The sequence below is a fragment of the Polaribacter sp. BAL334 genome (genome assembly GCF_015767435.1).
Classification (GTDB): domain Bacteria; phylum Bacteroidota; class Bacteroidia; order Flavobacteriales; family Flavobacteriaceae; genus Polaribacter.
In genome coordinates this window covers 203,001-226,530 of sequence record NZ_JADWOV010000271.1, presented here as the reverse complement: position 1 = coordinate 226,530, position 23,530 = coordinate 203,001, and the positions used below count along the sequence as shown (strand labels likewise).

The window sequence follows — 23,530 nt, the reverse complement described above, 5'->3', positions numbered from 1 at the left end:
TGTCATGGTTAGAAAAAAAATCCTAGTAACTGGTGGAGCTGGTTTTGTTGGTTCGCACTTATGTGAACGTTTATTAAATGAAGGTAACGAAGTTTATTGTTTAGATAATTTTTTTACGGGTCAAAAACAAAATGTAGTTCATCTTTTAGACAATCCTTTTTTTGAGTTAATTCGTCACGATGTTACTGCTCCTTTTTTTATTGAAACTGATGAAATTTATAATTTAGCGTGTCCTGCCTCACCTGTTCATTATCAATACAATCCTATAAAAACGATGAAAACATCTGTTATGGGTGCAGTAAATATGTTAGGATTGGCTAAACGTGTTGGAGCTAAAATACTTCAGGCTTCAACAAGTGAAGTATATGGTGATCCTTTGGTTCATCCTCAAAAAGAAACGTATTGGGGACATGTAAATCCAATTGGAGATCGTGCATGTTATGACGAAGGCAAACGTTCAGCAGAAACATTGTTTGTAAATTATCACAAGCAAAACAACGTAAATATAAAAATCATACGAATTTTTAATACTTACGGTCCTAAAATGCATCCCAATGATGGTAGAGTTGTTTCGAATTTTATTGTGCAAGCACTCCAAAATCATGATATTACTGTTTATGGAAAAGGAAATCAAACTCGAAGTTTTCAGTATGTGGATGATTTAGTTGAAGGAATGATTCGACTTATGAATTCAAGAGATGGATTTACTGGGCCTGTGAACGTGGGTAATCCCAATGAATTTACAATTTTAGAATTGGCCCAAAAAGTAATAGAACTTACAGGATCTAAATCAAAAATTATATACAAACCATTACCTTCAGATGATCCTATGCAAAGACAACCAGATATTTCTCTTGCCAAAAAAGAGTTAGATTGGGAGCCAAAAATACAATTAGAAGAAGGATTGATAAAAACAATAGCATTTTTTAAGAAAATTGTTTAACTATGAAATTGTTTTTAAGATGCTTTAAAAATAAATATTAAAATTAAATTATCACCCCCTATGAATTTACCCCCAAATTTAGATCATTCAAATCCAAAGTCCTATAATCTCAATATGATTGAAATGATGTGTCGTGGAAATGAACCACAAATTTTAAATATGGTCTCCGTATTTATTGAACAAATTTCAAAATCAATTGATGAAATTGAAAAAGCATATGTTGAAAATGATTTTTTAAAAATTAAAAATTTAGCCCATAAAACTAAACCTACTTTAACATATTTTGGAACTGCTAAACTAGAAAAAGAATTTATAGAGACAGAACTTTTAATTTCAAAAGAAATTATTTCAACCGAATTGGAACAAAAAATCAAACGTCTTCAATTGATGGCAAATGAAGTGGTAACTGAATTAAAAGATGATTTTAAATTAACTTAATTGATGATATAATTATGAAGAAAAAAATATTAGTCGTTGATGACGAAATAAGTATTTGTTTGTTATTGCAGAATTTTCTTTCTCAAGATTATGATGTAGTTACATTACATGAAGCCTCTGAAGCACTTGAATGGCTTGATGGCAATATTCCTGATTTAGTAATTAGTGATATTCAAATGTCCAATATGGATGGTTATGATTTTTTAGTAAAAGTTCGTCAAAGAGGTTTTACCAAACATACTCCTTTTATAATGCTTTCTGGAAAATCAGAGAGCAAAGAACGTATCAAATGTTATAGGCTAGGTGCTCAAGATTATCTTACAAAACCATTTAATCCTGAAGAACTTGAAGAATTGGTTAAGAAAAATCTGTATCCAATTCATTATGCAATAGAATGGTAACCACAAAACGCAAAATTGCAACTAAAATAAGGACCACCCCATGAGCTCAAAACGTAACATTTTATATATTGGCAATAATGTTGGCTATTTTACCTCAGAAATTAATGAAAACTGGGAAATCACAAATCAAGAAAACAGTATTAAAGCAACTAAATATCTGCAATCTCAACAAAAAATAGACGCCATTATTTGCGACTATAATTTACCTGGAAATACCGGGATTTTCTTGTATGATTGGATTAGAGCTCAAAGTGATTTCGATGCAATTTCGTTTATATTGTTGTCAAAAGAATTTAGTGTTGATCTTTATAAATTAGCATTCAATAAACAAATAGATGATTTTTATGTTACTTCTGTATCAAACCCTAAAGATATTTTGGAAAGGGTAAATTATCTTTGTGCACATAAAAAACCTGTCAGCAAATCTCCTCCTCTAAAAGTGAAGGTCAAAGACGAAGATTATAAAATGCCACTTTCAAAACGCATTTTTGATATCGTAGTTGCATCAACAGTATTGTTAATAGCTTCTCCATTCTTATTATTGATAATTATTGCCATTAGACTTGAATCAAAAGGAAAAGTTTACTACATCTCAAAACGAGTTGGACGAAAAACATTCGATTTTTACAAACTTAGATCCATGCGAACTGGATCAGACGAATTATTAAAAAAATTGGCTGCTGAAAAAAATCAATACAAAAAAGAAGAAGTAAAATCAGAAGATAATCTATTAGAAATTCCTTGTCCAAAATGTAGTGCTTTGCCAGAAGGCGAAACATGTTCTCCAATTATGTATATTGATACACATCAAATTTGTGATTATTGGTTCAATATTCAAAAACGTGAAGCCGCAAAAAGCAATTCAACTTTTGTGAAAATTGTTGATGATCCAAGAATTACAAAAGTTGGTAAGTTTATAAGAAATACAAGTATTGATGAACTTCCTCAACTAATCAATGTATTGAAAGGTGACATGTCTATTGTTGGCAATAGACCATTGCCAGTTTATGAAGCAGAAATGTTGACAGGAGATGACTTGTCAAAACGTTTTTTAGCACCTCCAGGAATTACAGGTTTATGGCAAGTGGAACTGAGAGGAAAAGGCGGAAAAATGTCGGAAGAAGAAAGAATGCGTTTAGATAATGAATATGCAGACCAGTTTGTAGGTGATAATTATTCTTTTTGGTATGACATAAAATTGATTTTAAGAACAATTCCTGCATTATTTCAATCTGATACTGTATAATTTTAAAAAATTATTTCAAAAAAAAATGAACAAATCTTTTAATTTACTTTGCGCTTTTTGTCTTTTTGTTGTTTCTTTTAACACGGTAATTGCTCAAAATAAAGAATCAGATGATATTTCATTAAAAGGAACAGAATTTAAATTTCCACCTCTAGAAGTTGTTATTGACTCTGCCTTAAAAAAAAGCGCAATGCTTGCCTTTAGAAAAAACCATATAGGAGTTACTGAATCTACATTAGCATCAGAACGTATTTATTGGACTAGAAATTTGGGTATTCAAGCAGATTCTAGATATGGAAATTTAAGCAATTTTGCTATGAACGATGATGGCGCAACGAATACTGCTGCCTTGACTATTGCTCGACAATTTAACTATAGTGTGGGAGTATATTTGAAATTTCCTGTTTTTGATGTTTTAAATAGAAAAAATCAAATTAAGCTAGCAACTTTAGAGGTTGAAGAAGCAAAAAACATGGCAGAATTCACAAAAGAAGAAATAAGACAAACTGTAATTAGACTTTATCAGGATTTAATTTTAAAGCAAAAATTACTTCAAATACGCTCAAGAAGTTTAGGTGATGGAAGAGTAAATATGGAAATGGTAGAAAAAGAATTTAGAAATGGAATCGTACCGATATCAGAATATGTAAGAATCACAGGAATGAGTGCAAATTTAGAAGCAGATTATGAAACCGCAAAATCCGAGTTCATAACCGCTAAACAATTGTTAGAAGATATGGCTGGATTTGTATTTGAATTAAAAAAATAAGAACATGACTATAATTGATTTTGTAAGATTAATTTTAAAACACTTAGTGTTATTGATAGTTGTTCCTATTTTATTGGGCTGTTTGGTAATTTTACTAACCACAAATCCATCATTTAAATATTCTTCGGAAACGTTATTATACACAGGTCTTGCTAGTGGTTCCTCAATTGAAATGGACAAAGCTTTCAATTATCAAGCAACAAATACCGCTTTTGATAATTTAATAAACATTATCAATTCAAGAGAAACTCAAGAAGAAGTTGGCATCAGATTATTGGCACAACATTTAATGTTACCAGAAGCAAATCCAAAATATATTTCTCAAGAACATTTTATTGAATTTCAAAAAAAAATCCCAAAAGACCTCTATAACTATGTTGCCAAAGGAAATGTTACTGACATCGATTCTATTGAAATTAACAAATATCATTACGAGCCATTCCCAAGAGAAATAAATCGAAAAAATTATGAAAAAACTGTTTCAAATTTAAAAGCTTTAATGAAAAGTGGCAGTGATAATTTTGTTTATGAACTGCTGAATTATGGTGAAGATAAGCATTATTCATTAAAAGCAATTTCTGAAATAAAAGCGCAAAGAATTAATAGTAGTGATTTAATGAAGTTAAGTTATACTGTTAATGACCCAGGAATTTGCCAGCAAACACTTTCTATTTACAATCAAGTTTGTATTATAAATTATAAAAGTATCAAAGAAAATAGATCAGATGCTGTAGTAAAATATTTTGAAAATGAACTTGAAAAAGCAAGAGGATTTTTAAAAGACGCAGAGGAAAAACTTCTTGAATTCAATAAAAGCTCAAATATCATCAATTACTACGAACAAAGTAAAGCTGTTGCCGTAGTAAAAGAAGATATGGATGTTAATTATAAAAAAATTACAGCACAGTTAGCGGGGGTTGAAGCTGGCACCAAAAAGTTAGAAGAAAAATTAAAAATTCAAGAAATTATTCAAGAAAAGAGTAATATTATTTTAAAAAAGAAGAAAGATTTAGGAGATCTAAATTTTAAAATTGCGCTCACACAATCTGAAATTGAATCTAGCAACAAACAGCAAGATATCTTAAAACTAGACAAACTAAAAGTTCAAGCTGAAGTGTTGATTAATGACATCAAAAAAGGGGTTGATGAATTGTATTCATATCAAAATTCTATTGATGGTTTACCAATTTCAAAAGTACTTCCTGATTGGATAAACAACGTAGTTGAATCGGAAAAATTAAAAGCTGAAATAAAAGTTATAAATAATCAAAATAATGATTTTCAAGAAGTGTATGCAGAATATGCTCCTGCAGGTGCAAATATGAAAAGACTTGAACGTGAAATTTCTGTTGCAGAACAAGGTTATTTAGAAATTCTTCACGGATTAAATTTAGCCAAGCTTAAATTACAAGACAGTGAAATGTCTTCAAATTTAAAAACCATTGATTCTCCTTTTTTCCCTTTAACTCCCAATCCAACCAAAAGAGCCATCTTAATAATTGCAGCAGCATTTTTAGGAGGAATTTTAACATTAGCGATTGTATTTATAATGGAGTATTTTGATGATACTTTAAGAAACACAACCATTGCAACAAAAAATATTGGTCTTACTTCTTTAGGAATGATTCCAAAAATATTGCTCAAACCAGGAAATATCAATTTGCCATTTATTCAAAATAGATTGATAGAAACCATTACACAAAATATATTTCAATATTTTACGGCCCAAAACTTAACTCACAAACCCAAAACAATTGTTGTTTTTAGTACCCAAAGAATGGAGGGCAAAACAGTTGTATCTGGAAATATTGCTAAAACACTAAAAAAAGAAGGTAAAAAAGTGTTTGTTTTGAACCATCAAGAAAAACAAAATCACATTAAAAAATATCGAAAATCTCCTATCCTAAACAAATTTTTAGGATACCAAGATCCTAGAATCGATTTTGACAATCCTTTTTTAGCAGATGTTTCTACATATCTTGCTGATTATGAACATGGTTTTTATGAAATGAACAGTGCTTTTTTTGATGCAAAAAATTATAGTGATCTTCTAAAATCAAATAATATTGAAATTAACAATACGCCCGATTTTGTAATCATTGAATTGCCTGCAATAATCTATTATAAATATCCACCAGAGTTAATTAAAAATGCTGATTTAAACCTCCTTGTTTGTCGTTCAAATAGAATTTGGGCAGATGCTGATATCACTGCAACTAAGAATTTAGTAGAAACTTGTGCATCCAAAATAAATATAATCGTAAACGGCGTTCACATAAATGAAATTGAATCTGTTTTAGGAGACTTGCCAAAAAAGCGAACAAAAATTAGAAGAAAATTAAAATCAATATTCAAATTTCAGTTTTTATCAAAAAATCAAATTTAAATATTCACGCTGATGAAAATGCTAAAAAAAATAGCAAAAGAGGATAATTTCTTGTCATTAACAGGAAACCTAGTTATTGCATTTTTAGGCATCAGTGGTTTTGCATTGCTTACTAGAAGTTTATCATTAGAGGTATTTGGTGAATGGGTTTTGTTCATAACAGGAGGTTCTTTTGTAGAAATGTTTCGTTTTGGAATCACAAACACAGGATTAATCCGATTTTTATCTGGTGCAGATGAAATGTCAAGAGCAAAACTAATAGGGTCAAATGCTTTGATTGGTTTGGGTGCAACCATTTTAATTGCAGTTCTATTAGTGTTTTTTAATACTGTTTTTAATGACTCCATAAGCAATTCTGGGTATCATCTATTCTTTAAATGGTATCCTTTATTAGCTTTTCTAAATCTCCCTTGGAATAATGCATTAGTTGTATTGCAAGCAGATAGGAGATATGATAAAATTTTAATTGTAAAATCCATCAATAGTGGACTTTTCTTTTTAGTGATTTTGGTCAATTTCTTTTTTTTCAAAATGGATTTAAATCAACTAGTAATTGCTTTGCTTATTATCAACGGATTTACATCATTACTTACAATTATTTTAGGTTGGGATGGCACAAAATTAATTGCTAAAGCAACCTCAGAAACCAATAAAACCTTATTAGATTTCGGAAAATATACCACCTTTACTCTGATTGGCACCAATTTATTGAGAAGTGCTGACACTTTAATTATCAGTCTAAGTCCTATGGGAAATGCAGCTGTTGCTCTTTACAGCATCCCATTAAAATTGACTGAATTACAACAAATTCCTTTGCGAAGTTTTGTTGCAACTGCTTTTCCAAAAATGTCTAAAGCCAGTGTTCAAGGAAAAATTACTGAAGTTCGAGAATTATTTTATAGCTATTCAGGTGCACTCACATATTTATTTGTATTTATGAGTTTGTTCACATTTGTTTTTGCTGAATTTTTAGTTTTTCTATTATCAGGAGAGCAGTATTTAAAAGTAGATCCTGTAACTGGTTTTAATGTTGTTGATATCGTTCGTGTTTTTTCTATTTACGGACTTTTATTACCCATAGATAGGATGACTGGAATTGGATTAGATAGCATAAACAAACCAAATATAAATGCCATAAAAGTATTTGTAATGGTTGCCGCAAATGTGATTGGAGATTTTATTGCTATATTTATTTTCAAATCTCTGATTCTTGTTGCTGTTGCATCCATTCTTTTTACAATAATTGGAATTTGGATGGGAATGTATTTTTTAGATAAAGAATTGTCTTTATCCTACAAAGAAATTTTTTCAAGTGGAATCACCTTCTACAAAAACATATTTCACAAAATAACTAATAACCGCTATTCAACCAAATTTTGATTTCAAACGACCAAATAAATCCTTTCGATAAAGTATCAGGCTCTGCTAATTTAGTAAGCCCGAAAGGAATATTATTGTTGTTTGGTGGAGTATTGTGTATTGCATTACTTCTTGCAAAACTAAAAGTTGTTGGAATAGGACTATTATTTGCGCTTTTTTTTGGTGGCTTCTATTTCTATTTTTTATTTAAAAATCCTATAATTGGTTTTTACACAGCTATTGGATTAAATTTTGTCATTCTAGGAATTGGAAGATATATTCAAGGATTGCCTTTGGGTTTCGCAATTGATGGAATCATGGTATTTACTTTTTTAGCCATCATCTTTTCAAGATTTAGAGAAAGGGTTGATTGGTCTCCAGCAAATAAAACCATTACTATTTTAGCAGGTATTTGGATGTTGTATTGCATATTTCAACTTGTAAATCCTGAAGCCAGAATGATTGAACCATGGATTGCAGGAAGAGGAATTGGTTTCTATTTCTTTTTCTTTATAATTCTGACATTTATGCTCATTGATACCAATAAAAAATTGGACACCTTTTTATATGTTTGGGGAGTATTTTCACTACTTGCCACACTAAAAGGAACAATTCAAATGCTTTTTGGAGTTGATTATGCAGAACAAGCTTGGTTAGACAATGGAGGTGCAGAAACTCATGTGTTATTTGGTAAACTTAGAGTTTTTTCATTTTTTAGTGATGCAGGTCAATTTGGTGGAAATCAAGCATATGCTGGAGTGGTTTTTATAATTTATTCAATGGCTAAAAAAGGATTTTCAAAAATTTTCTTTCTAACTGTTGGAATTCTTGGTTTTTATGGAATGATGATTTCTGGAACAAGAGGTTCAATTGCGGTTCCATTAGCTGGTTTAATGACATTTTTTGTACTTCGAAAAAATATCAGAGTTCTCAGTTTTGGGGTACTGTTTATTGCACTCATTTTTGTTTTTTTTAAGTATACAACAATCGCAAATGGAAATGACCAAATAAGAAGAATGAGAAGTGCTTTTGATCCAAATGAACCTTCACTAAAAGTAAGGCTTGATAATCAAAAAATTTTAAAAGGATATTTGGCTTCTAGACCTTTTGGTGGTGGCATAGGTCATGCAGGAGACAAAGCTCAGCGTTTTCTGCCTCATGCTTTTCTTTCAAATGTTGCTACTGATAGTTGGTATGTTTTAATTTGGGCAGAATTGGGGATTGTTGGGTTAACATTTCATTTATTTATTCTATTTTTTGTGATTGGAACTGCAAGTTATAAAGTAATGTTTAAAATTAGAGACCCAATAACCAAAATTAAAATGAGTGCACTTATTGCTGGAATGGCTGGGATAATGTTGGCTTCTTATGGAAACGCAATATTGGGTGGAATGCCAACTGCATTGTTAATCTATGCTTCAATGGCAATCATGTCAAATCCAGAAATTTTTGAACAAAATCCAAAAGAATTAGAAACAAAATTAATCCAAGTATAAACAAAAAAAGAGACTCTAAAAGTCCTTACAATAGAAAAAAAATCAACAACCTCTTAACTCTAAAATTATGAATTACAGAAATATCAAGGACTTAAATAATATTATACTTCAAAAACTAAGTATAATTCCACGTGATTTTGATTTAATAGTAGGCGTTCCAAGAAGTGGCATGTTGCCTGCAAATTTATTATCACTTTATCTCAATAAACCTTATACTGATATTGACTCTTTTTTAAACGGACATATTTATAAAGCAGGCGCAAGAAGTCAGTTTTTTGAATCGGGAGCATATAAAAAAGTATTGGTAGTTGATGATAGTATCGCTTCTGGTTCTGCAATGGTGGAAGTGAGAGAAAAGCTAAAACATCTAGAAGAGAAATTTGATATCAAATATTGTGCTGTTTATATCATTGCTGGTAAAGAAAAAATGGTTGATTATTTCTTTGAAATTGTTCCTTTACCACGTTATTTTCAATGGAATATTCTGAATCATACCACTTTAGAAAAAGCTTGTTTTGATATTGATGGCGTTTTATGTGCAGATCCTTTACCTGAGCAAAATGATGATGGGGAAAAATATATAGACTTTATCCTAAATGCACCACCATTGTTTATTCCTGGAAGTAAAATTGGCACAATTGTCACTTCAAGACTAGAAAAATACCGAAAAGAAACAGAAACTTGGTTGGCTGCAAACAACATAAAATACAATGATTTGGTGATGTTAGATTTGCCAAATATGGAAGCGCGTCAAAAAGCTAATAATCATGGAGATCATAAAGCAAAAGCGTATATGGCAAAACCTTATGTGCTTTTTATTGAAAGCGAATTAAATCAAGCTATAGAAATTAACAGAATCTCAAAAAAACCAGTTTTATGTACCGCAAATTTTGAAATGATTTTTGAGTCAGAATCATTTTTATACAATTTAAAAAGCGGAAAACATTTGCCATTTTTAAGAGAATTTGGATTAAAAGTTAGAAATAAATTAAGAAAACTACTCAAATGATACTATTAGAAAATCTCTAAAAATCATTCAACTAGTTTTTCAATTATAATTTTTTATTATGTTCCTATTTAATATCATTCAACTTATTTTGCTGATTCTATTGGGTTTAGCAACACTTTATATTTTTATATTTTCAATTGCGAGTCTTTTTTATAAGCAAAAAACCTACAATGATAATGGAAACATGAAAAGCATAGCTGTCCTTATTCCAGGTTATAAAGAAGATGCTGTTATTATTGAAGTTGCCAAATTAGCGCTAGAACAAGAATATCCAAAAAATCTTTTTGATGTGGTGATTATTGCTGATTCTTTCAAAGAAGAAACCTTAGCAGTTTTAAAAACATTACCTATCAAATTAATTGAAGTAAGTTTTGAAAAAAGCACAAAATCCAAAGCTTTAAATAAAGCAATGGAAACTCTAAAAAATTTATATGACATTGCTGTTGTTTTGGATGCAGATAATGTAATGGCTCCTGATTTTCTGAAAAAAATAAATGCTGCTTTTGAGTATGATTTTATTGCTGTTCAAGGACATCGTACAGCAAAAAACACCAATAATTCTTGGGCTATTCTTGATGCTATTAGCGAAGAAATAAACAATAATATTTTCAGAAAAGGGCACAGGGTTTTAGGTTTATCATCAGCAATTATTGGATCTGGAATGGCTTTTAGATATCAATATTTTAAATCTTTAATGGCTACAGTTACTGCAATTGGCGGTTTTGATAAAGAAATTGAATTGAAAATGCTCAAAGAAGGACGTAAAATCGTATATCTAAATGATGCTATTGTATATGATGAAAAAATTCAAAAAGCGGAAGTATTTGGCAATCAACGCAGACGTTGGTTGTCTGCTCAATTTCATTATTTTAGAAAAGACATTTTGAATGCATCAAAAGACTTGATTTTAAAAGGAAATGTAGATTATTTTGACAAAGCGATTCAATTCATTCAACCACCAAGGATTTTATTATTAGGCGCTGTGATCTTTTTTAGTGTTGGATTTTTAACCATCAATTACTTTTTAAAAAACCAAATTATTTATACAAAACTCTGGATTGCTCTGGTGGTAACTTGTATTTTATCATTTGTTTTTTCTGTTCCAATTTCATTTTACAATTCAAAAACTCTGGGCGCTTTGGCTAGTTTGCCTAAAGGAATGTTTACAATGTTATTGTCATTGCTAAAAATAAAAGGAGCAAATAAAACATTTATTCATACTCAACATACTTCAAATTCAAAAGACATAAAAAACTAAATGATTCATAATTAGACTTTTATCAAACAAATGAAAAATAAAAAAATTGAAAAATTAGAAGCCATTCGTGGATTCGCTGCATTTTATGTAGTGCTTTTTCATTTGCTACCACAAAAAATATTTCTTTTCGGAATCAATGTGGGATTTCTATTTCGTTTTGGTTCAGAGGCTGTAATTATGTTTTTTATTTTAAGTGGTTTTGTGATTAAATATTCTTGGGAAAAATCACCAGATAAATCTTTTAAAAAATACTTTTTACGCCGATTTTTAAGAATTTATATTCCCTTGATTTGTATTTTCTTGGTAGCATATATTTTAAAATGTTATGCAGAAGGCAGTTTGGCAGATCCTGAATGGAAAACTCTTTTAGGAAATCTTTTGATGCTTCAAGATGTGATTTCATTGAAACCAAATGTAATTTCTCCTGTTTATATGGCAAATGGTGTGCTTTGGTCATTGTCATACGAATGGTGGTTTTATATGATTTTTTTATTTTTATCTAAAAAAATTGCACCTTCTAAACTTCATATTTGGGTTTCTATTCTTACAATTATAGCTGCAATATCTTATGTATTTTATCCATTTTTCATCAATCGAGTTTTGATGTATTTTGCTATTTGGTGGATTGGAGTTCGATTCGCAGAAATTTATTTAAATGGAGAAAATTACACGTTTACATCAATGAAAAATTACAGTTATGTTTTAATTGTGATAATCGCTCTTTTAAGCATCAATTTATACATCAACTTTGGATATACAAAAATATATGAATATCCTTTAGTAGCCTATCCATTTATTGAATTGCGGCATTTTGTTTTCGCATTTATTGCACTGTTTGCAGGCATTATTTGGAATCGTTTGAATTGGTTTGGATTTCATGAAATATTTGGAGTTTTTAAGTATTTAGCTCCTTTTTCTTATGGCATTTATATTTCGCATCATTATTTAGTTATTGAGGCAACTTATCTGGATTTCATCAATAATGTAATCCTAAAAAATACACTTTATATTCTTTTTATGTTTTTGTTTTCATATATAATTGAGGTGGTTATATATGGTCAAATTAGAAAAAAACTAAAGAGTTATTTATTAATCAATGTTTAAAACACTGCATTATGAGAATAGGTATTGAAGCGCAAAGGATTTTTCGAAAAAAGAAACATGGCATGGACATGGTTGCTTTGGAGCTTATCAAAAATCTTCAGATTATAGACAAAGTAAATGACTATTATATTTTTGTAAAACCTGATGAAGACAATGCAATTTTAAAAGAAACTGCAAACTTTAAAATTATTGAATTGAAAGGCGGTCCTTATCCAACTTGGGAACAAATAGCATTGCCAAAAGCCGCAAAAAAATACCATTGCGATATTTTGCATTGCACGAGTAATACAGCTCCTTTTTTTACTGATATTCCACTGATTACAATTCTTCATGATATCATTTATATGGAAAGTAGTTACCTGAAAATCCTTAAAAGTAGCGCTAGTGCTTATCAAAAATTTGGCAATATTTATCGAAAACTTGTTGTACCTCGTGTTGTAAAAAAAAGCAAAAAAGTAATCACAGTATCTCATTTTGAGAAAAATAGAATTGGAGAATTTTTTGGTATTAAAGGAGATAAAAAACTAGATGCAATTTATAATGGCGTTAGTGAACATTTTAAACCAGTTTCAAACAAAGAGGAACTTTTAAGGGTTAAAAACACATATCATTTACCGGATAAATTTTTCTTTTTTTTAGGAAACACTGACCCAAAAAAGAATACCAAAGGAACTTTAAAAGCCTTTTCCGATTTTTTAAAACAATCAAATTCTGATTATAAATTGGTAATGCTTGATTATGATAAAATTGAGCTTAATAAACTTTTGATAGAAATTAATGATGTGAATCTCATCAATCAAATAGTTTTAACAGGATATGTTGTGAACACAGATTTACCAGCAATCTATTCACAATGCGCTGTTTTTCTATATCCATCTTTGCGAGAAAGTTTTGGTATTCCAATGCTAGAAGCCATGTCTTGTAATGTTCCAGTAATCACATCAAACACCTCATCAATGCCAGAAGTTGCAGCAGATGCAGCTCATATAATTGACCCTTTTCAATCCGAAGAAATTACAGCTGGTATTATTAAAATTTTAAATGATGATGATTATAGGAAGTCTCTTTGTGAAAAAGGTTTAGAAAGAAGCAAACAATTTTCATGGAAAAACATGGCAAAAGACTATTTGAAGCAATATGAATTAATTCATGGAAATATCTAAACAAAATAAAAATCATGATAACAGGTAAAGACATCATCGTAGTTGGCATCCAAGCTTGGGATATAGAAATTGGCAGCAATTGCAAAAATATTGCGCTAGAATTTGCAAAACACAATCGTGTTTTATACGTAAATCCGCCAATGACAAGAGCTGTTATGCGCTCTCAAAAAGATAAAATCAATATTCAAAAAAGAATTCGAATTAAAAATGGAGAAGAAGATGATTTAGTTGAAATTGAATCAAACTTATGGAATTTATACCCAAAATCTCTTGTGGAATCTATAAATTCTATTCCTATAAATTTCATTTTTAATAGCTTAAATAAAAGAAATAGTACTGTATTTGCGAAAGATATTCAAAAAGCAATTTCAAGATTAGGGTTTAAAGATGTAATCCTTTTTAACGATAGCTCTATGTTTTTAGGATTGCATTTAAAAGACTTGCTTAAACCAAAAGTGTATGCGTATTACATGCGCGATTATTTAGTAAAAGTGCCTTATTGGCAAAAACATGGCGAAAGAATTGAACCTCAACTTATTAAAAAGGCGGATGTCGTTTTAACAAATTCCGAGTTTTTCGAAGATTTTTGCAAACAATACAATCAACATAGTTATATGGTTGGTCAAGGTTGTGATGTGTCATTGTTTAATGACGAAGACAATTCCATCAAAATTGCTGATGAGTTTAAAAACATACCCTCTCCTATTTTTGGTTATGTTGGTTCATTAACTAGCTTGCGATTGGATATTGAATTGCTAGAGTTTATTGCATCGCAAAAGAAAGATTGGAGTATTGTTTTAGTAGGTCCTGAGGATGAAGATTTTAAAAAATCAAAATTGCACACCATGTCAAATGTGTATTTTTTAGGTAGTAAAGATGCTTTAGACCTCCCAAATTATGTAAAAGGTTTTGATGTTACCACCAATCCACAACTTAAAAACAATTTAACTATTGGCAATTATCCAAGAAAAATTGATGAGTATTTAGCCATGGGAAAACCTGTTGTTGCTACAACTACAAAAACAATGCAAATGTTTAAAGAACATGTGTATTTAGCAGATAGTAAAGAAGATTATGTTTCCTTGATAGACAAAGCTTTATCAGAAAATACGAGCGAACGTATCAAAAACAGAATTGAATATGCAAAAAGTCATACCTGGGAAAACAATGTGAAAGCTATTTATGAAGCCATCATAAAATCAACCAAACATAGCATAAAATGGGACTAAAAGAAAAAATTAAATCAAATGAAAGTTTAAAAAAACTTGTGCATTGGTCTATTCTAATTCCAAAACAAACTCGACCAAGATTATGGATAAAATGGTTTGTGAATCCGTTTTATCATAAAAAAGGAAAAGGTGCTATTGTAAGACCAAGAACAAGAATGGATGTAGTTCCATGGAATAAATTTGATTTAGGAGAAGATTCTACCATAGAAGATTTTTCGGCAATAAACAATGGTGTAGGAAATGTAATTATTGGAGACAGAACCAAAATAGGACTAAGCAATACGATTATTGGACCAGTCTTGATTGGCAATGATATTCGTTTGGCACAAAACATTACACTATCTGGATTAAATCATAATTATGAAGATGTAAATCGTCCAATTCACGAGCAAGGTGTTTCTACATCTCCTATTACCATAGAAGATGGTACTTGGATTGGCGCAAACGTTGTTGTTTTGGCTGGTGTAACCATTGGAAAAAACTGTGTAATTGCGGCTGGAAGTGTTGTAACCAAAAATATTCCATCATATTCTGTAGCTGTTGGAAATCCAGCCAAAGTGCTAAAAAAATACAATCACGAGACAAAGATTTGGGAAAAAGTTTAAAAATTATATCATGGATTTATTAAAAATTACTTGCTGGATATTGATATTTATCATCGTTTATACCTATGTTGGTTATGGTATTTTATTATTTGCAATCATTAAAATTAGGAGATTTTTCAAAATTGGAAAAAAGACAATAATAGATGATTCATATCAACCAGAAGTCACTTTATTTATTGCTGCTTACAATGAAAAAGAGTATGTGGCAGCAAAAATGAAAAATACATTGTCACTTGATTATCCTAAAGATAAATTACATATTATTTGGGTTACTGACGGGTCTAATGATGGCACTCCAGATTTGTTAAAAGAATACCCAAATACAACTGTGCATCATTTAGATGAAAGAAATGGAAAAATTGGTGCCATGAATAGAGGAATGGAATTTGTAAAAACACCTATTGTTATTTTTAGTGATGCTAATACCAACCTTGGAAAAGAGTCTATCAAAAGAATTGTTCAATTATTTAGCAATCCAAAAGTTGGCTGTGTTTCTGGTGAAAAAAGAATTATCGATAAAGAAAGTGATGTGGCTTCTGGTGCAGGCGAAGGTTTGTATTGGAAATATGAATCTACCTTAAAAAAATGGGATGCAGAATTGTATTCGGTTGTAGGTGCAGCAGGCGAATTATTTGCCATTAGAACAGCATTATATCGTCATGTGGAAAAAGACACCATTTTAGATGATTTTATCATTTCATTACGAGTTGCTCAAGATGGTTATACAATTCAATATGATCCTGAAGCATATGCCATTGAAACAGCCTCTGCAAATGTAAAGGAAGAATTAAAACGTAAAATTAGAATTTCAGCAGGAGGTATTCAATCTATTGTGAGATTAAAATCATTGCTCAATATTTTTAAATACGGAACATTATCATTTCAATACATTTCACATCGAGTTTTACGTTGGAGTTTGACTCCTTTATGCTTAGTATTGATGATTCCCGTTTTAACAATCCTTGCTCTGCAAGAAGGGCTATTTTCCTTATCAATTTACACTTTATTTTTTTGGTTACAAATCCTATTTTATGCAGCTGCATTATTGGGTTGGTTTTTAGAAAACAGAGAAACTAGAATTAAAATACTCTTCATTCCTTACTACTTTTTCATTATGAATTTGTCAGTAGTTTTAGGGTTTTTTCGATATATAAACAACACACAATCTGTCAATTGGGAACGTTCAAAAAGAGCAAATTAATCTTTTAAAATAATTGTATCATGAATAGACGAAAAGCAATTGGAGGAATTTTAGCCTTCACTGGAATTAGTATTGCTTCCTTTACTGGTTTCAATTTTTTTTATGGAACATCAAACAGAGGGAAACTTAAAAATTATAAAGATCTTATTGCAGAATTAGCAGATGTAATCATACCTCCTTCAGATACTCCTGGCGCGAAAGAAGCTAATGTCCATGATTTTATTATCAATTTTATGGAATCATGCTCATCAAATAAAGAATTTAATACATTTTTTAATGGTTTAAATGATATTCAAAATACTTGCTTGAGTGACTATGATCGTGTTTTTGAGAAATGTACAAATGAGCAAAAAATAGAAGTGCTCAATAACCTTGATAACAATCAAGATTCTAATAGCTTTCTTACTAAAATTGATACCAAAATTAGAGGACGCTCTTTTTTTAATATTCTAAAAACATTAACAATAGAAGGGTATTGTTCCTCAGAACTTGGTGCTACAGAATTGTTATCCTACGTTCCTGTGCCTGCTAACTATGCTGCAATTACTACAATAACGCCCAATCAAAAAGCTTGGGCAACAAGATAAATTTACGATGAAAAACCAAACAGATATAAATACTTTTGATGCCATAGTTGTTGGATCTGGCATTAGTGGAGGTTGGGCAGCTAAAGAACTTAGTGAAGGAGGATTAAAAACACTCGTGCTCGAAAGAGGAAGAAATGTAGAACACTTAACAGACTATATTACAGCTCTTAAAGAACCTTGGGAGTTTCCTAATAGAATGCATTTAACATCAAAAGAAATAGAAGAAAGACCTGTTCAAAGTAGTCACTGCAATGCTGGTGACATGCATTTCTATGTTAAAGATAGTGAGCATCCTTATATTCAAGAAAAACCTTTTAAATGGATTAGAGGTTATCAAGTTGGAGGTAGATCATTAACTTGGGGACGTCAAAGTTATCGTCTTTCTGATTTAGATTTTGAAGCAAATAAAAAAGATGGATATGGAATTGATTGGCCTATCAGATATGATGATTTAAAAGAATGGTATGATTATGTTGAAGAATATGTTGGAATTAGCGGAAGTTCTGAATCATTACCTCATTTACCTGATGGTATTTTTTTACCTCCAATTCCAATGAATGCTGTTGAAAAACATTTAAAAGAAAGCGTAAATAAGCATTATTCTGATCGTCGAATAATAAATGGAAGAGTAGCAAATTTAACAGAATACAAAGAAGGAAGAGGCAAATGCATGTATCGCAATTTGTGCAGTAGAGGATGCCCTTTTGCAGGTTATTTTAGTAGCAATTCATCCACACTTTTAGACGCCTACAATAGCGGAAATCTAACACTTAGAGAAAACTCGATTGTAAAAGAAGTTGTTTACGATGAGGAAACTAAAAAAGCTATTGGTGTTACAATAATTGATGCAATTTCGAAAAATGAAACCACTTTTTATGCAAAAATTATTTTCTTGAATGCTTCAGCAATTGCAACAGCATCAATTTTATTAAATTCTGTTTCTAAATCATTTCCAAATGGATTAGGAAATTCAAGTTTGCAAGTTGGACATAATTTAATGGATCATGTTGTGAATGAAGGTACATATGGCACTTTTGATGGTTTGCTAGATAAATATTACGAAGGCAGATCTCCTGGAACGATTTACATTCCACGTTTCCAAAATTTAGATTCTAAAAACACAAATACCCATTTTATAAGAGGATATGGAATTCAAGGTAAAGGAGAAAGACAACATTGGGATTCAAAACCAACAACTGGTTTTGGTGTTGCTTTAAAAGCTCAACTTCAAAAACCAGGAAAATGGATTATTTCATTGGGTGGCCGTGGAGAAGTATTGCCTTATTATGAAAATAAAATTTCTTTAGATCGTCAAAATCTTGATCAATGGGGATTACCATTAGTAAAAGTTCATTTTGAATATGGCGAAAATGAATTAGCGATGATGGAACATATGACAAAATCTAGCGAAGAAATCTTGATAAAAGCTGGCTTTAAAAATGTTGGAAGTTATAGAAATAGTCCTCCTCCAGGTTCTGCAGTTCACGAAATGGGAACCGCAAGAATGGGAGATGATCCTAAAACTTCTGTGCTTAATAAATACAATCAAATGCACGATGTTAAAAATGTTTTTATAACTGATGGAAGTTGTATGACTTCTTCAGGTTGTCAAAATCCATCTTTAACGTATATGGCACTTACTGCAAGAGCTTGTAAATATGCAATTCAACAATTTAAATCAAACCAATTATGAGAAAATTTAGAATACCAATCCTGATTTTGGGACTCATTATCTCATCATTCATAGTGTATTATTTTATCAAACAACCTGCTTATTCAATTAAAACAGAAGGCACTTTGTATGTTGTAAATAAAGTGAGTAAAAGTGTTGTGATTTTTGATTTACTAAAAGGTAAGCAAATTAAAGAATTGCCTATGGAAATTGAACCTCATGAAGCAACAGCACTAACCAATCCAAATCGAGTTATTGTAACCAATTACGGTACTCCAGATATTGGTGGAAAAAGTATTACTGTGATAAATGCAAAAAGAAATACCATAGAAAAAACTGTTTCAATTGGCGAAAGTTTACGTCCTCATGGAATTATTTCATTGCCAGAAGCAGATAAAGTAGGTGTTGTTACTGATATTGGAAATCATTTATCCATAGTGAATGTAAAAACAGGTGTTTTAGAAAAACAAATCTCTACTCAGCAAAACCTCAGTCATTTATTAGTTCATCATCCTTTTAAACCTTTGATTTATGTTGCGAATATTGCATCAGGATCAGTAAGTGTTATAGATGTAAAACTAGATTCAGTTATCAAAATTATTCCTATTGGGAAGAAATCTGAAGGAATTGATATTACAAAAGATGGTGCTGAACTTTGGGTAACCAACATAGAAGAAAATGTTATTTCCGTAATCAATTCTACTACTTATGAAATTACTGAACGAATTAAAACTGGAAAAGAGCCTTTGAGATTAAAGTTTTCTAATGATGGAAAATATTGTTTAGTTTCAAATTCAAGTGAAGGAACATTATCAGTTTATAATAGCAAAACAAAAAAACAAATCGCAACGATTTCAATTCCCGGCAAAAAAAATATTCTCGAAAAGATACTTTATCACACACCTCGTCCTGTAGGAATTTTAATGCATCCTAATGGAAAATATGCTTTTATATCAAATTTTACAGCAAGTAGAGTTGAAATAATTGATTTGCGTACTTTTGCCATCGTGAGTAGTATTAAGGTTGGTGACATGCCTGATGGTCTTGCATTTGTCAATTAAAAATATCCTTTTTTTAATCATTCATCACGAATAATTGAGTTGTTTTTTTAAGTTTTATGAAGCGTTTAAAATTTGTATTGCTTTTTCTGGGAGGTCTTTTTTTGCTTTTTCGCATTTCAGTTTTTATTGTAAGATTACCATCTTATGACATAAAAACGAATGGAAAACTATATGTTGTAAACAAAGTAAGTGAAAATGTTCTCGTTTTTGATTTATTTTCAGGAAAGGAAATTGCCGAAATTTCTATTGATATGTTGTCTCACGAAGCTGTAAAAACATCCAATGAAAATAAAATTGTACTCACAAATTTTGGTGATTCAGATAAAAATATCATTAAAACTATAAATGCAAAAACGAATACTTTAGAAAAAGAAAAAATATTCAATCAAAAAATTTATGGAAATGGCATAATTGCTTTGCCTGATTCACAAAAAGTTGCAATAATCGATTATGTTTTGAATAGCTTAGTTGTTCTTGATATTGAAAATAATCGTATTGAAAAACAATTATCAACAGAGCAAGACAAAAGTCATTTGGCTGTTTTGCATCCAAAAAAACCAATTGCTTACGTAACAAATATCAATTCTGGTTCAGTAAGTGTCATAGATCTTACTCAAAACAAAGTGATTAAAATTATAGCTTGCGGTTTGGGCAGAAAAGGAATTGACATTACTCCTGATGGCTCTGAAATTTGGGTTACAAACATCAATGAAAATTCAATAAAAGTTATTGATACTACAAATTATACTATTACCAATACATTAACCTCAGGAAATGAGTCTTTAAAACTGAGTTTTTCTATTGATGGCAAATATTGTTTGGTTGCCAATGCAACAGATGGAACTGTTTCGGTATTCAATCAACAAACTAAGAAGGATATAAAAACCATTTATCTTCATGGAAAAACTACACTTCTTGAAAAATTACTATATCACACACCTCGTCCTGTAAATATTTTAATGCATCCAAATGGGTTGTATGCTTTTGTTGCCAATTCTAATGCGGATAAAATTGAAGTAATTGACATGAAAACATTTAAAATCATTAGCACTATTGGTACTGGAAGAGTTCCTGATGCTATGGTTTTTATTCATTAGGCTATTCAAACAATTATCCTTTTCTCTTTTTATTTTGATGTATTTCGTCTTTAGAAATATTCCATTTATCGATAGCAAATTATAAATCAGCTAATTGATAGATTTTTCACTTTATTTAAAAATTACCTTTGTATCAAGAATATTGAATTTAATTTGAAAATTAATTGTTTTACATAAATTCAAATATAAACCCAAAAAAACTTAGTAAATCTTTAAACCCTAAATCAATTAAACCGAAGACTACTTTCATGATAAAAGTCATATTTTCAGCACTTTATAAGCATTAACTTTAGTCTTCATCTTTAAAAATCCATTTTATGAAAAATCACACCCCCTCCATTAAAAAAGTTAGTTTGAATAATTATTCATTACTTATGAAATTATTTTTGTTAACAATTATTTTCCTAAGTTCTTGTAGTAAAGATTTTACAGAACTTCCTGAAGATTCTGGAGAAGTTACTATTGATAATTTAAAAGCTTCCCCAAACTTTAATTGGAAAAATACCAAAGAAACTAAGGTAACAATTAGAACAAAAGATAATGAAGGAAATGCAGTTTCAAATGTTAAAGTAAGTGTTTGGACTAATTTTGAAGAAGAAAATGGTTCAGAAATCATCAATGGTGTAACAAATCTACAAGGAGAATTTGTAGTGAATTATACTTTTGAAGCTGACATGGAAGAAGTTGTTTTAAAAACAGATTTTATAGGTTTTATTCCAGAAACAAAAGTACCCATAGAAAATGGGAACGTTAATTTTACTTTTGGAGGCACAAAAAACACCCAAAAAAGTCAAAATTACAGCAACAAATCCTACTATTCAAAGCTAGAAAATACTCTTAAAAGTAAATTGAATTCTAACATTAAAATTAACTATATAGGAAGTTATGATGGCAATGGAGTTCCTAATTATTTAGAGGATAAACCTGATAAAATAACCAAAGATTTTTTAAAAGATGTAAATAATTCTTTGCCAGAAAACATGCCTGTGCCTAAATATCATCCTGAATATCTCTTAGGAAACAATCAGCACAATTTAGTAATTTTAGATAAAGCAGAAGTATGGATTACCTTTGTATCTGAAGGTGCTGGTTATAGAAATGTATTAGCATACTATACTTATGATAGAGATTTCCCACCAAAAAGTCCATCAGATATTAAAGAATGTTTTGTGATTTTTCCAAATGCATCATTTGCAGGTTCAGGAGGAGGTTTATACTCTGGTGATAAAGTTTCGTTAGGTGTTTTCGAAAAAAACACAGTAGTTGGTTGGATGTTAATGCGTGATGGTTGGGATGATAAAACAAAAAAATCAACAGAAGGTTTGGGTTTATTATACTCTAATTTAGAATTAAATCCAGAAGCAGATATCAAGGATCGTCAACACACAGTGATGCTTTTCGATGAAAAAAGAGATTTATTCTTAATTGGTTTCGAAGATTTAATTCGTCCAGGGGGTGATAATGACTTTAACGATGCTGTTTTTTATGCAACTGCAAATCCAATAGAAAATGTTGAAATAGATAACGTAGCAAAAATAGATCCAGATCCTATTGATACTGATAAAGACGGAGTTAATGATAGTTTTGACAATTATCCTGAAGATCCAAAATTAGCGTTCAATAATTTTTATCCTGGTAAAAATATGTTTGGAACTCTTGCTTTTGAAGATTTATGGCCATCTAAAGGTGATTATGATTTTAATGATTTGGTAGTTGATTATCATTTTAACAGAATTTCAAATGCTGAAAATAAAGTAGTTAGTTTAGAAGGAAAATTCATTGTAAGAGCTATTGGAGCAAGTTTCCAAAATGGTTTTGGTTTCTCAATTCCTGGTTTAGATCCATCACGTATTGCATCTGTAAAAGGAACAAAATATACTGAAAGTTATATTAAAACAAATGGTAATGGAACAGAATCAGGACAAAAAGATGCAACCATAATTGTGTTCGACAATGCTTGGAAACAAGGTTATGGAAATACAAGACCAGATCAGCCTTTTGTTGTCTCTGATACAATAACTGTCACTATAGATTTGGTAAATCCTATTGATATCAATACATTCGGAATGGCTCCTTTCAATCCATTTATCATTGTAAATAAAGAAAGAGGTAAAGAAGTTCACTTGCCAAATTATGCTCCAACAAGTTTAGCTGATTTATCTTATTTTGGAACTTCGTTTGACGATACTCAATCAGCAACAGGAAAATATTATAAAACAAAAGACAACTTACCTTGGGCAATTAATTTCCCAAGTCGTTTTGAATATCCTATTGAAAAAGCAAGTATAGATGTTAGTCACTTAAATTTTATTAATTGGGTTTTAAGCAATGGATTAGATTATAAAAATTGGTATAAAAACGAACCTGGATTTAGAAATAGTTCCAATATTTATAACAAATAACAGTTCATTTTTTTAATAAATTTTGTTCAAAGAGGTCACTTTTTAAGTGACCTCTTTTTTTTGCATAAATCTATACTTTTCAATAAAAAATATTCCTTTTACAA

At 30.3% G+C, this 23,530-nt stretch carries 20 protein-coding genes; all 20 read left to right on the top strand.

The window, feature by feature from the left end; all coding sequences use genetic code 11:
- Positions 1–4: 4 nt before the first annotated feature.
- The 20 genes from IU405_RS07525 to IU405_RS07430 all read left to right on the top strand — a co-directional run bounded on the left by IU405_RS07525 (position 5) and on the right by IU405_RS07430 (position 23,426).
- On the top strand, positions 5–943 hold the full coding sequence (locus tag IU405_RS07525; RefSeq protein WP_197437992.1) for a UDP-glucuronic acid decarboxylase family protein: 939 nt from the start codon (positions 5–7) through the stop codon (positions 941–943).
- Positions 944–1,003: 60 nt separating this feature from the next.
- On the top strand, positions 1,004–1,381 hold the full coding sequence (locus tag IU405_RS07520) for an Hpt domain-containing protein (RefSeq protein ID WP_197437991.1): 378 nt from the start codon (positions 1,004–1,006) through the stop codon (positions 1,379–1,381).
- A gap of 14 nt (positions 1,382–1,395) precedes the next feature.
- Positions 1,396–1,782, top strand: coding sequence for a response regulator (locus IU405_RS07515; protein ID WP_197437990.1), 387 nt, complete (start codon positions 1,396–1,398; stop codon positions 1,780–1,782).
- 40 nt (positions 1,783–1,822) lie between these two features.
- A complete protein-coding gene (locus IU405_RS15810; protein WP_197437989.1) occupies positions 1,823–3,028 on the top strand; it encodes a sugar transferase in 1,206 nt (401 codons plus the stop codon).
- Positions 3,029–3,053: 25 nt separating this feature from the next.
- Entirely contained in the window at positions 3,054–3,797 is a 744-nt protein-coding gene (locus tag IU405_RS07505) for a TolC family protein (protein WP_197437988.1), read from the top strand.
- Between the two features lie 4 nt (positions 3,798–3,801).
- Positions 3,802–6,183: an exopolysaccharide transport family protein gene (locus IU405_RS07500; protein ID WP_197437987.1), complete on the top strand. Its 2,382-nt coding sequence runs from the start codon at positions 3,802–3,804 to the stop codon at positions 6,181–6,183.
- Positions 6,184–6,195: 12 nt separating this feature from the next.
- Complete coding sequence (locus tag IU405_RS07495; RefSeq protein ID WP_197437986.1) at positions 6,196–7,563, top strand: lipopolysaccharide biosynthesis protein; 1,368 nt, start codon at positions 6,196–6,198, stop codon at positions 7,561–7,563.
- Positions 7,560–9,038, top strand: a complete 1,479-nt coding sequence (locus IU405_RS07490; RefSeq protein ID WP_197437985.1) for an O-antigen ligase family protein — start codon at positions 7,560–7,562, stop codon at positions 9,036–9,038. Before IU405_RS07495 ends, IU405_RS07490 begins: the two co-directional genes overlap by 4 nt.
- 67 nt (positions 9,039–9,105) lie before the next feature.
- On the top strand, positions 9,106–10,047 hold the full coding sequence (locus tag IU405_RS07485; RefSeq protein ID WP_197437984.1) for a phosphoribosyltransferase family protein: 942 nt from the start codon (positions 9,106–9,108) through the stop codon (positions 10,045–10,047).
- Positions 10,048–10,105: 58 nt separating this feature from the next.
- Positions 10,106–11,305: a glycosyltransferase gene (locus IU405_RS07480; protein ID WP_197437983.1), complete on the top strand. Its 1,200-nt coding sequence runs from the start codon at positions 10,106–10,108 to the stop codon at positions 11,303–11,305.
- A gap of 30 nt (positions 11,306–11,335) precedes the next feature.
- Positions 11,336–12,409, top strand: coding sequence for an acyltransferase family protein (locus IU405_RS07475; protein WP_197437982.1), 1,074 nt, complete (start codon positions 11,336–11,338; stop codon positions 12,407–12,409).
- A gap of 11 nt (positions 12,410–12,420) precedes the next feature.
- Positions 12,421–13,572, top strand: a complete 1,152-nt coding sequence (locus IU405_RS07470) for a glycosyltransferase family 4 protein (protein ID WP_197437981.1) — start codon at positions 12,421–12,423, stop codon at positions 13,570–13,572.
- 14 nt (positions 13,573–13,586) lie between these two features.
- Complete coding sequence (locus IU405_RS07465; protein ID WP_197437980.1) at positions 13,587–14,801, top strand: glycosyltransferase; 1,215 nt, start codon at positions 13,587–13,589, stop codon at positions 14,799–14,801.
- The gene (locus tag IU405_RS07460; protein ID WP_197437979.1) at positions 14,792–15,406 is read left to right on the top strand and encodes an acyltransferase; all 615 of its coding nucleotides are present in this window, start codon (positions 14,792–14,794) and stop codon (positions 15,404–15,406) included. Before IU405_RS07465 ends, IU405_RS07460 begins: the two co-directional genes overlap by 10 nt.
- Positions 15,407–15,416: 10 nt before the next feature.
- Positions 15,417–16,607, top strand: coding sequence for a glycosyltransferase family 2 protein (locus IU405_RS07455; RefSeq protein ID WP_197437978.1), 1,191 nt, complete (start codon positions 15,417–15,419; stop codon positions 16,605–16,607).
- A 20-nt stretch (positions 16,608–16,627) separates the two neighbouring features.
- Entirely contained in the window at positions 16,628–17,194 is a 567-nt protein-coding gene (locus IU405_RS07450; RefSeq protein ID WP_197437977.1) for a gluconate 2-dehydrogenase subunit 3 family protein, read from the top strand.
- Positions 17,195–17,201: 7 nt separating this feature from the next.
- Entirely contained in the window at positions 17,202–18,887 is a 1,686-nt protein-coding gene (locus tag IU405_RS07445; RefSeq protein ID WP_197437976.1) for a GMC oxidoreductase, read from the top strand.
- Entirely contained in the window at positions 18,884–19,927 is a 1,044-nt protein-coding gene (locus IU405_RS07440) for a hypothetical protein (RefSeq protein WP_197437975.1), read from the top strand. The genes IU405_RS07445 and IU405_RS07440 overlap by 4 nt, the downstream gene beginning before the upstream one ends.
- A gap of 56 nt (positions 19,928–19,983) precedes the next feature.
- Positions 19,984–21,024, top strand: coding sequence for a YncE family protein (locus tag IU405_RS07435; protein ID WP_197437974.1), 1,041 nt, complete (start codon positions 19,984–19,986; stop codon positions 21,022–21,024).
- A gap of 317 nt (positions 21,025–21,341) precedes the next feature.
- Positions 21,342–23,426, top strand: coding sequence for an LruC domain-containing protein (locus IU405_RS07430; RefSeq protein ID WP_197437973.1), 2,085 nt, complete (start codon positions 21,342–21,344; stop codon positions 23,424–23,426).
- Positions 23,427–23,530 lie beyond the last annotated feature (104 nt).

What these genes read in the sequence shown, in the direction of transcription:
- IU405_RS07525 (WP_197437992.1), top strand. Translation starts at nt 5, where the DNA reads ATGGTTAGAAAAAAAATCCTAGTAACTGGTGGAGCTGGTTTTGTTGGT.
- IU405_RS07520 (WP_197437991.1), top strand. Translation starts at nt 1,004, where the DNA reads ATGAATTTACCCCCAAATTTAGATCATTCAAATCCAAAGTCCTATAAT.
- IU405_RS07515 (WP_197437990.1), top strand. Translation starts at nt 1,396, where the DNA reads ATGAAGAAAAAAATATTAGTCGTTGATGACGAAATAAGTATTTGTTTG.
- IU405_RS15810 (WP_197437989.1), top strand. Translation starts at nt 1,823, where the DNA reads ATGAGCTCAAAACGTAACATTTTATATATTGGCAATAATGTTGGCTAT.
- IU405_RS07505 (WP_197437988.1), top strand. Translation starts at nt 3,054, where the DNA reads ATGAACAAATCTTTTAATTTACTTTGCGCTTTTTGTCTTTTTGTTGTT.
- IU405_RS07500 (WP_197437987.1), top strand. Translation starts at nt 3,802, where the DNA reads ATGACTATAATTGATTTTGTAAGATTAATTTTAAAACACTTAGTGTTA.
- IU405_RS07495 (WP_197437986.1), top strand. Translation starts at nt 6,196, where the DNA reads ATGAAAATGCTAAAAAAAATAGCAAAAGAGGATAATTTCTTGTCATTA.
- IU405_RS07485 (WP_197437984.1), top strand. Translation starts at nt 9,106, where the DNA reads ATGAATTACAGAAATATCAAGGACTTAAATAATATTATACTTCAAAAA.
- IU405_RS07480 (WP_197437983.1), top strand. Translation starts at nt 10,106, where the DNA reads ATGTTCCTATTTAATATCATTCAACTTATTTTGCTGATTCTATTGGGT.
- IU405_RS07475 (WP_197437982.1), top strand. Translation starts at nt 11,336, where the DNA reads ATGAAAAATAAAAAAATTGAAAAATTAGAAGCCATTCGTGGATTCGCT.
- IU405_RS07470 (WP_197437981.1), top strand. Translation starts at nt 12,421, where the DNA reads ATGAGAATAGGTATTGAAGCGCAAAGGATTTTTCGAAAAAAGAAACAT.
- IU405_RS07465 (WP_197437980.1), top strand. Translation starts at nt 13,587, where the DNA reads ATGATAACAGGTAAAGACATCATCGTAGTTGGCATCCAAGCTTGGGAT.
- IU405_RS07460 (WP_197437979.1), top strand. Translation starts at nt 14,792, where the DNA reads ATGGGACTAAAAGAAAAAATTAAATCAAATGAAAGTTTAAAAAAACTT.
- IU405_RS07455 (WP_197437978.1), top strand. Translation starts at nt 15,417, where the DNA reads ATGGATTTATTAAAAATTACTTGCTGGATATTGATATTTATCATCGTT.
- IU405_RS07450 (WP_197437977.1), top strand. Translation starts at nt 16,628, where the DNA reads ATGAATAGACGAAAAGCAATTGGAGGAATTTTAGCCTTCACTGGAATT.
- IU405_RS07445 (WP_197437976.1), top strand. Translation starts at nt 17,202, where the DNA reads ATGAAAAACCAAACAGATATAAATACTTTTGATGCCATAGTTGTTGGA.
- IU405_RS07440 (WP_197437975.1), top strand. Translation starts at nt 18,884, where the DNA reads ATGAGAAAATTTAGAATACCAATCCTGATTTTGGGACTCATTATCTCA.
- IU405_RS07435 (WP_197437974.1), top strand. Translation starts at nt 19,984, where the DNA reads ATGAAGCGTTTAAAATTTGTATTGCTTTTTCTGGGAGGTCTTTTTTTG.
- IU405_RS07430 (WP_197437973.1), top strand. Translation starts at nt 21,342, where the DNA reads ATGAAAAATCACACCCCCTCCATTAAAAAAGTTAGTTTGAATAATTAT.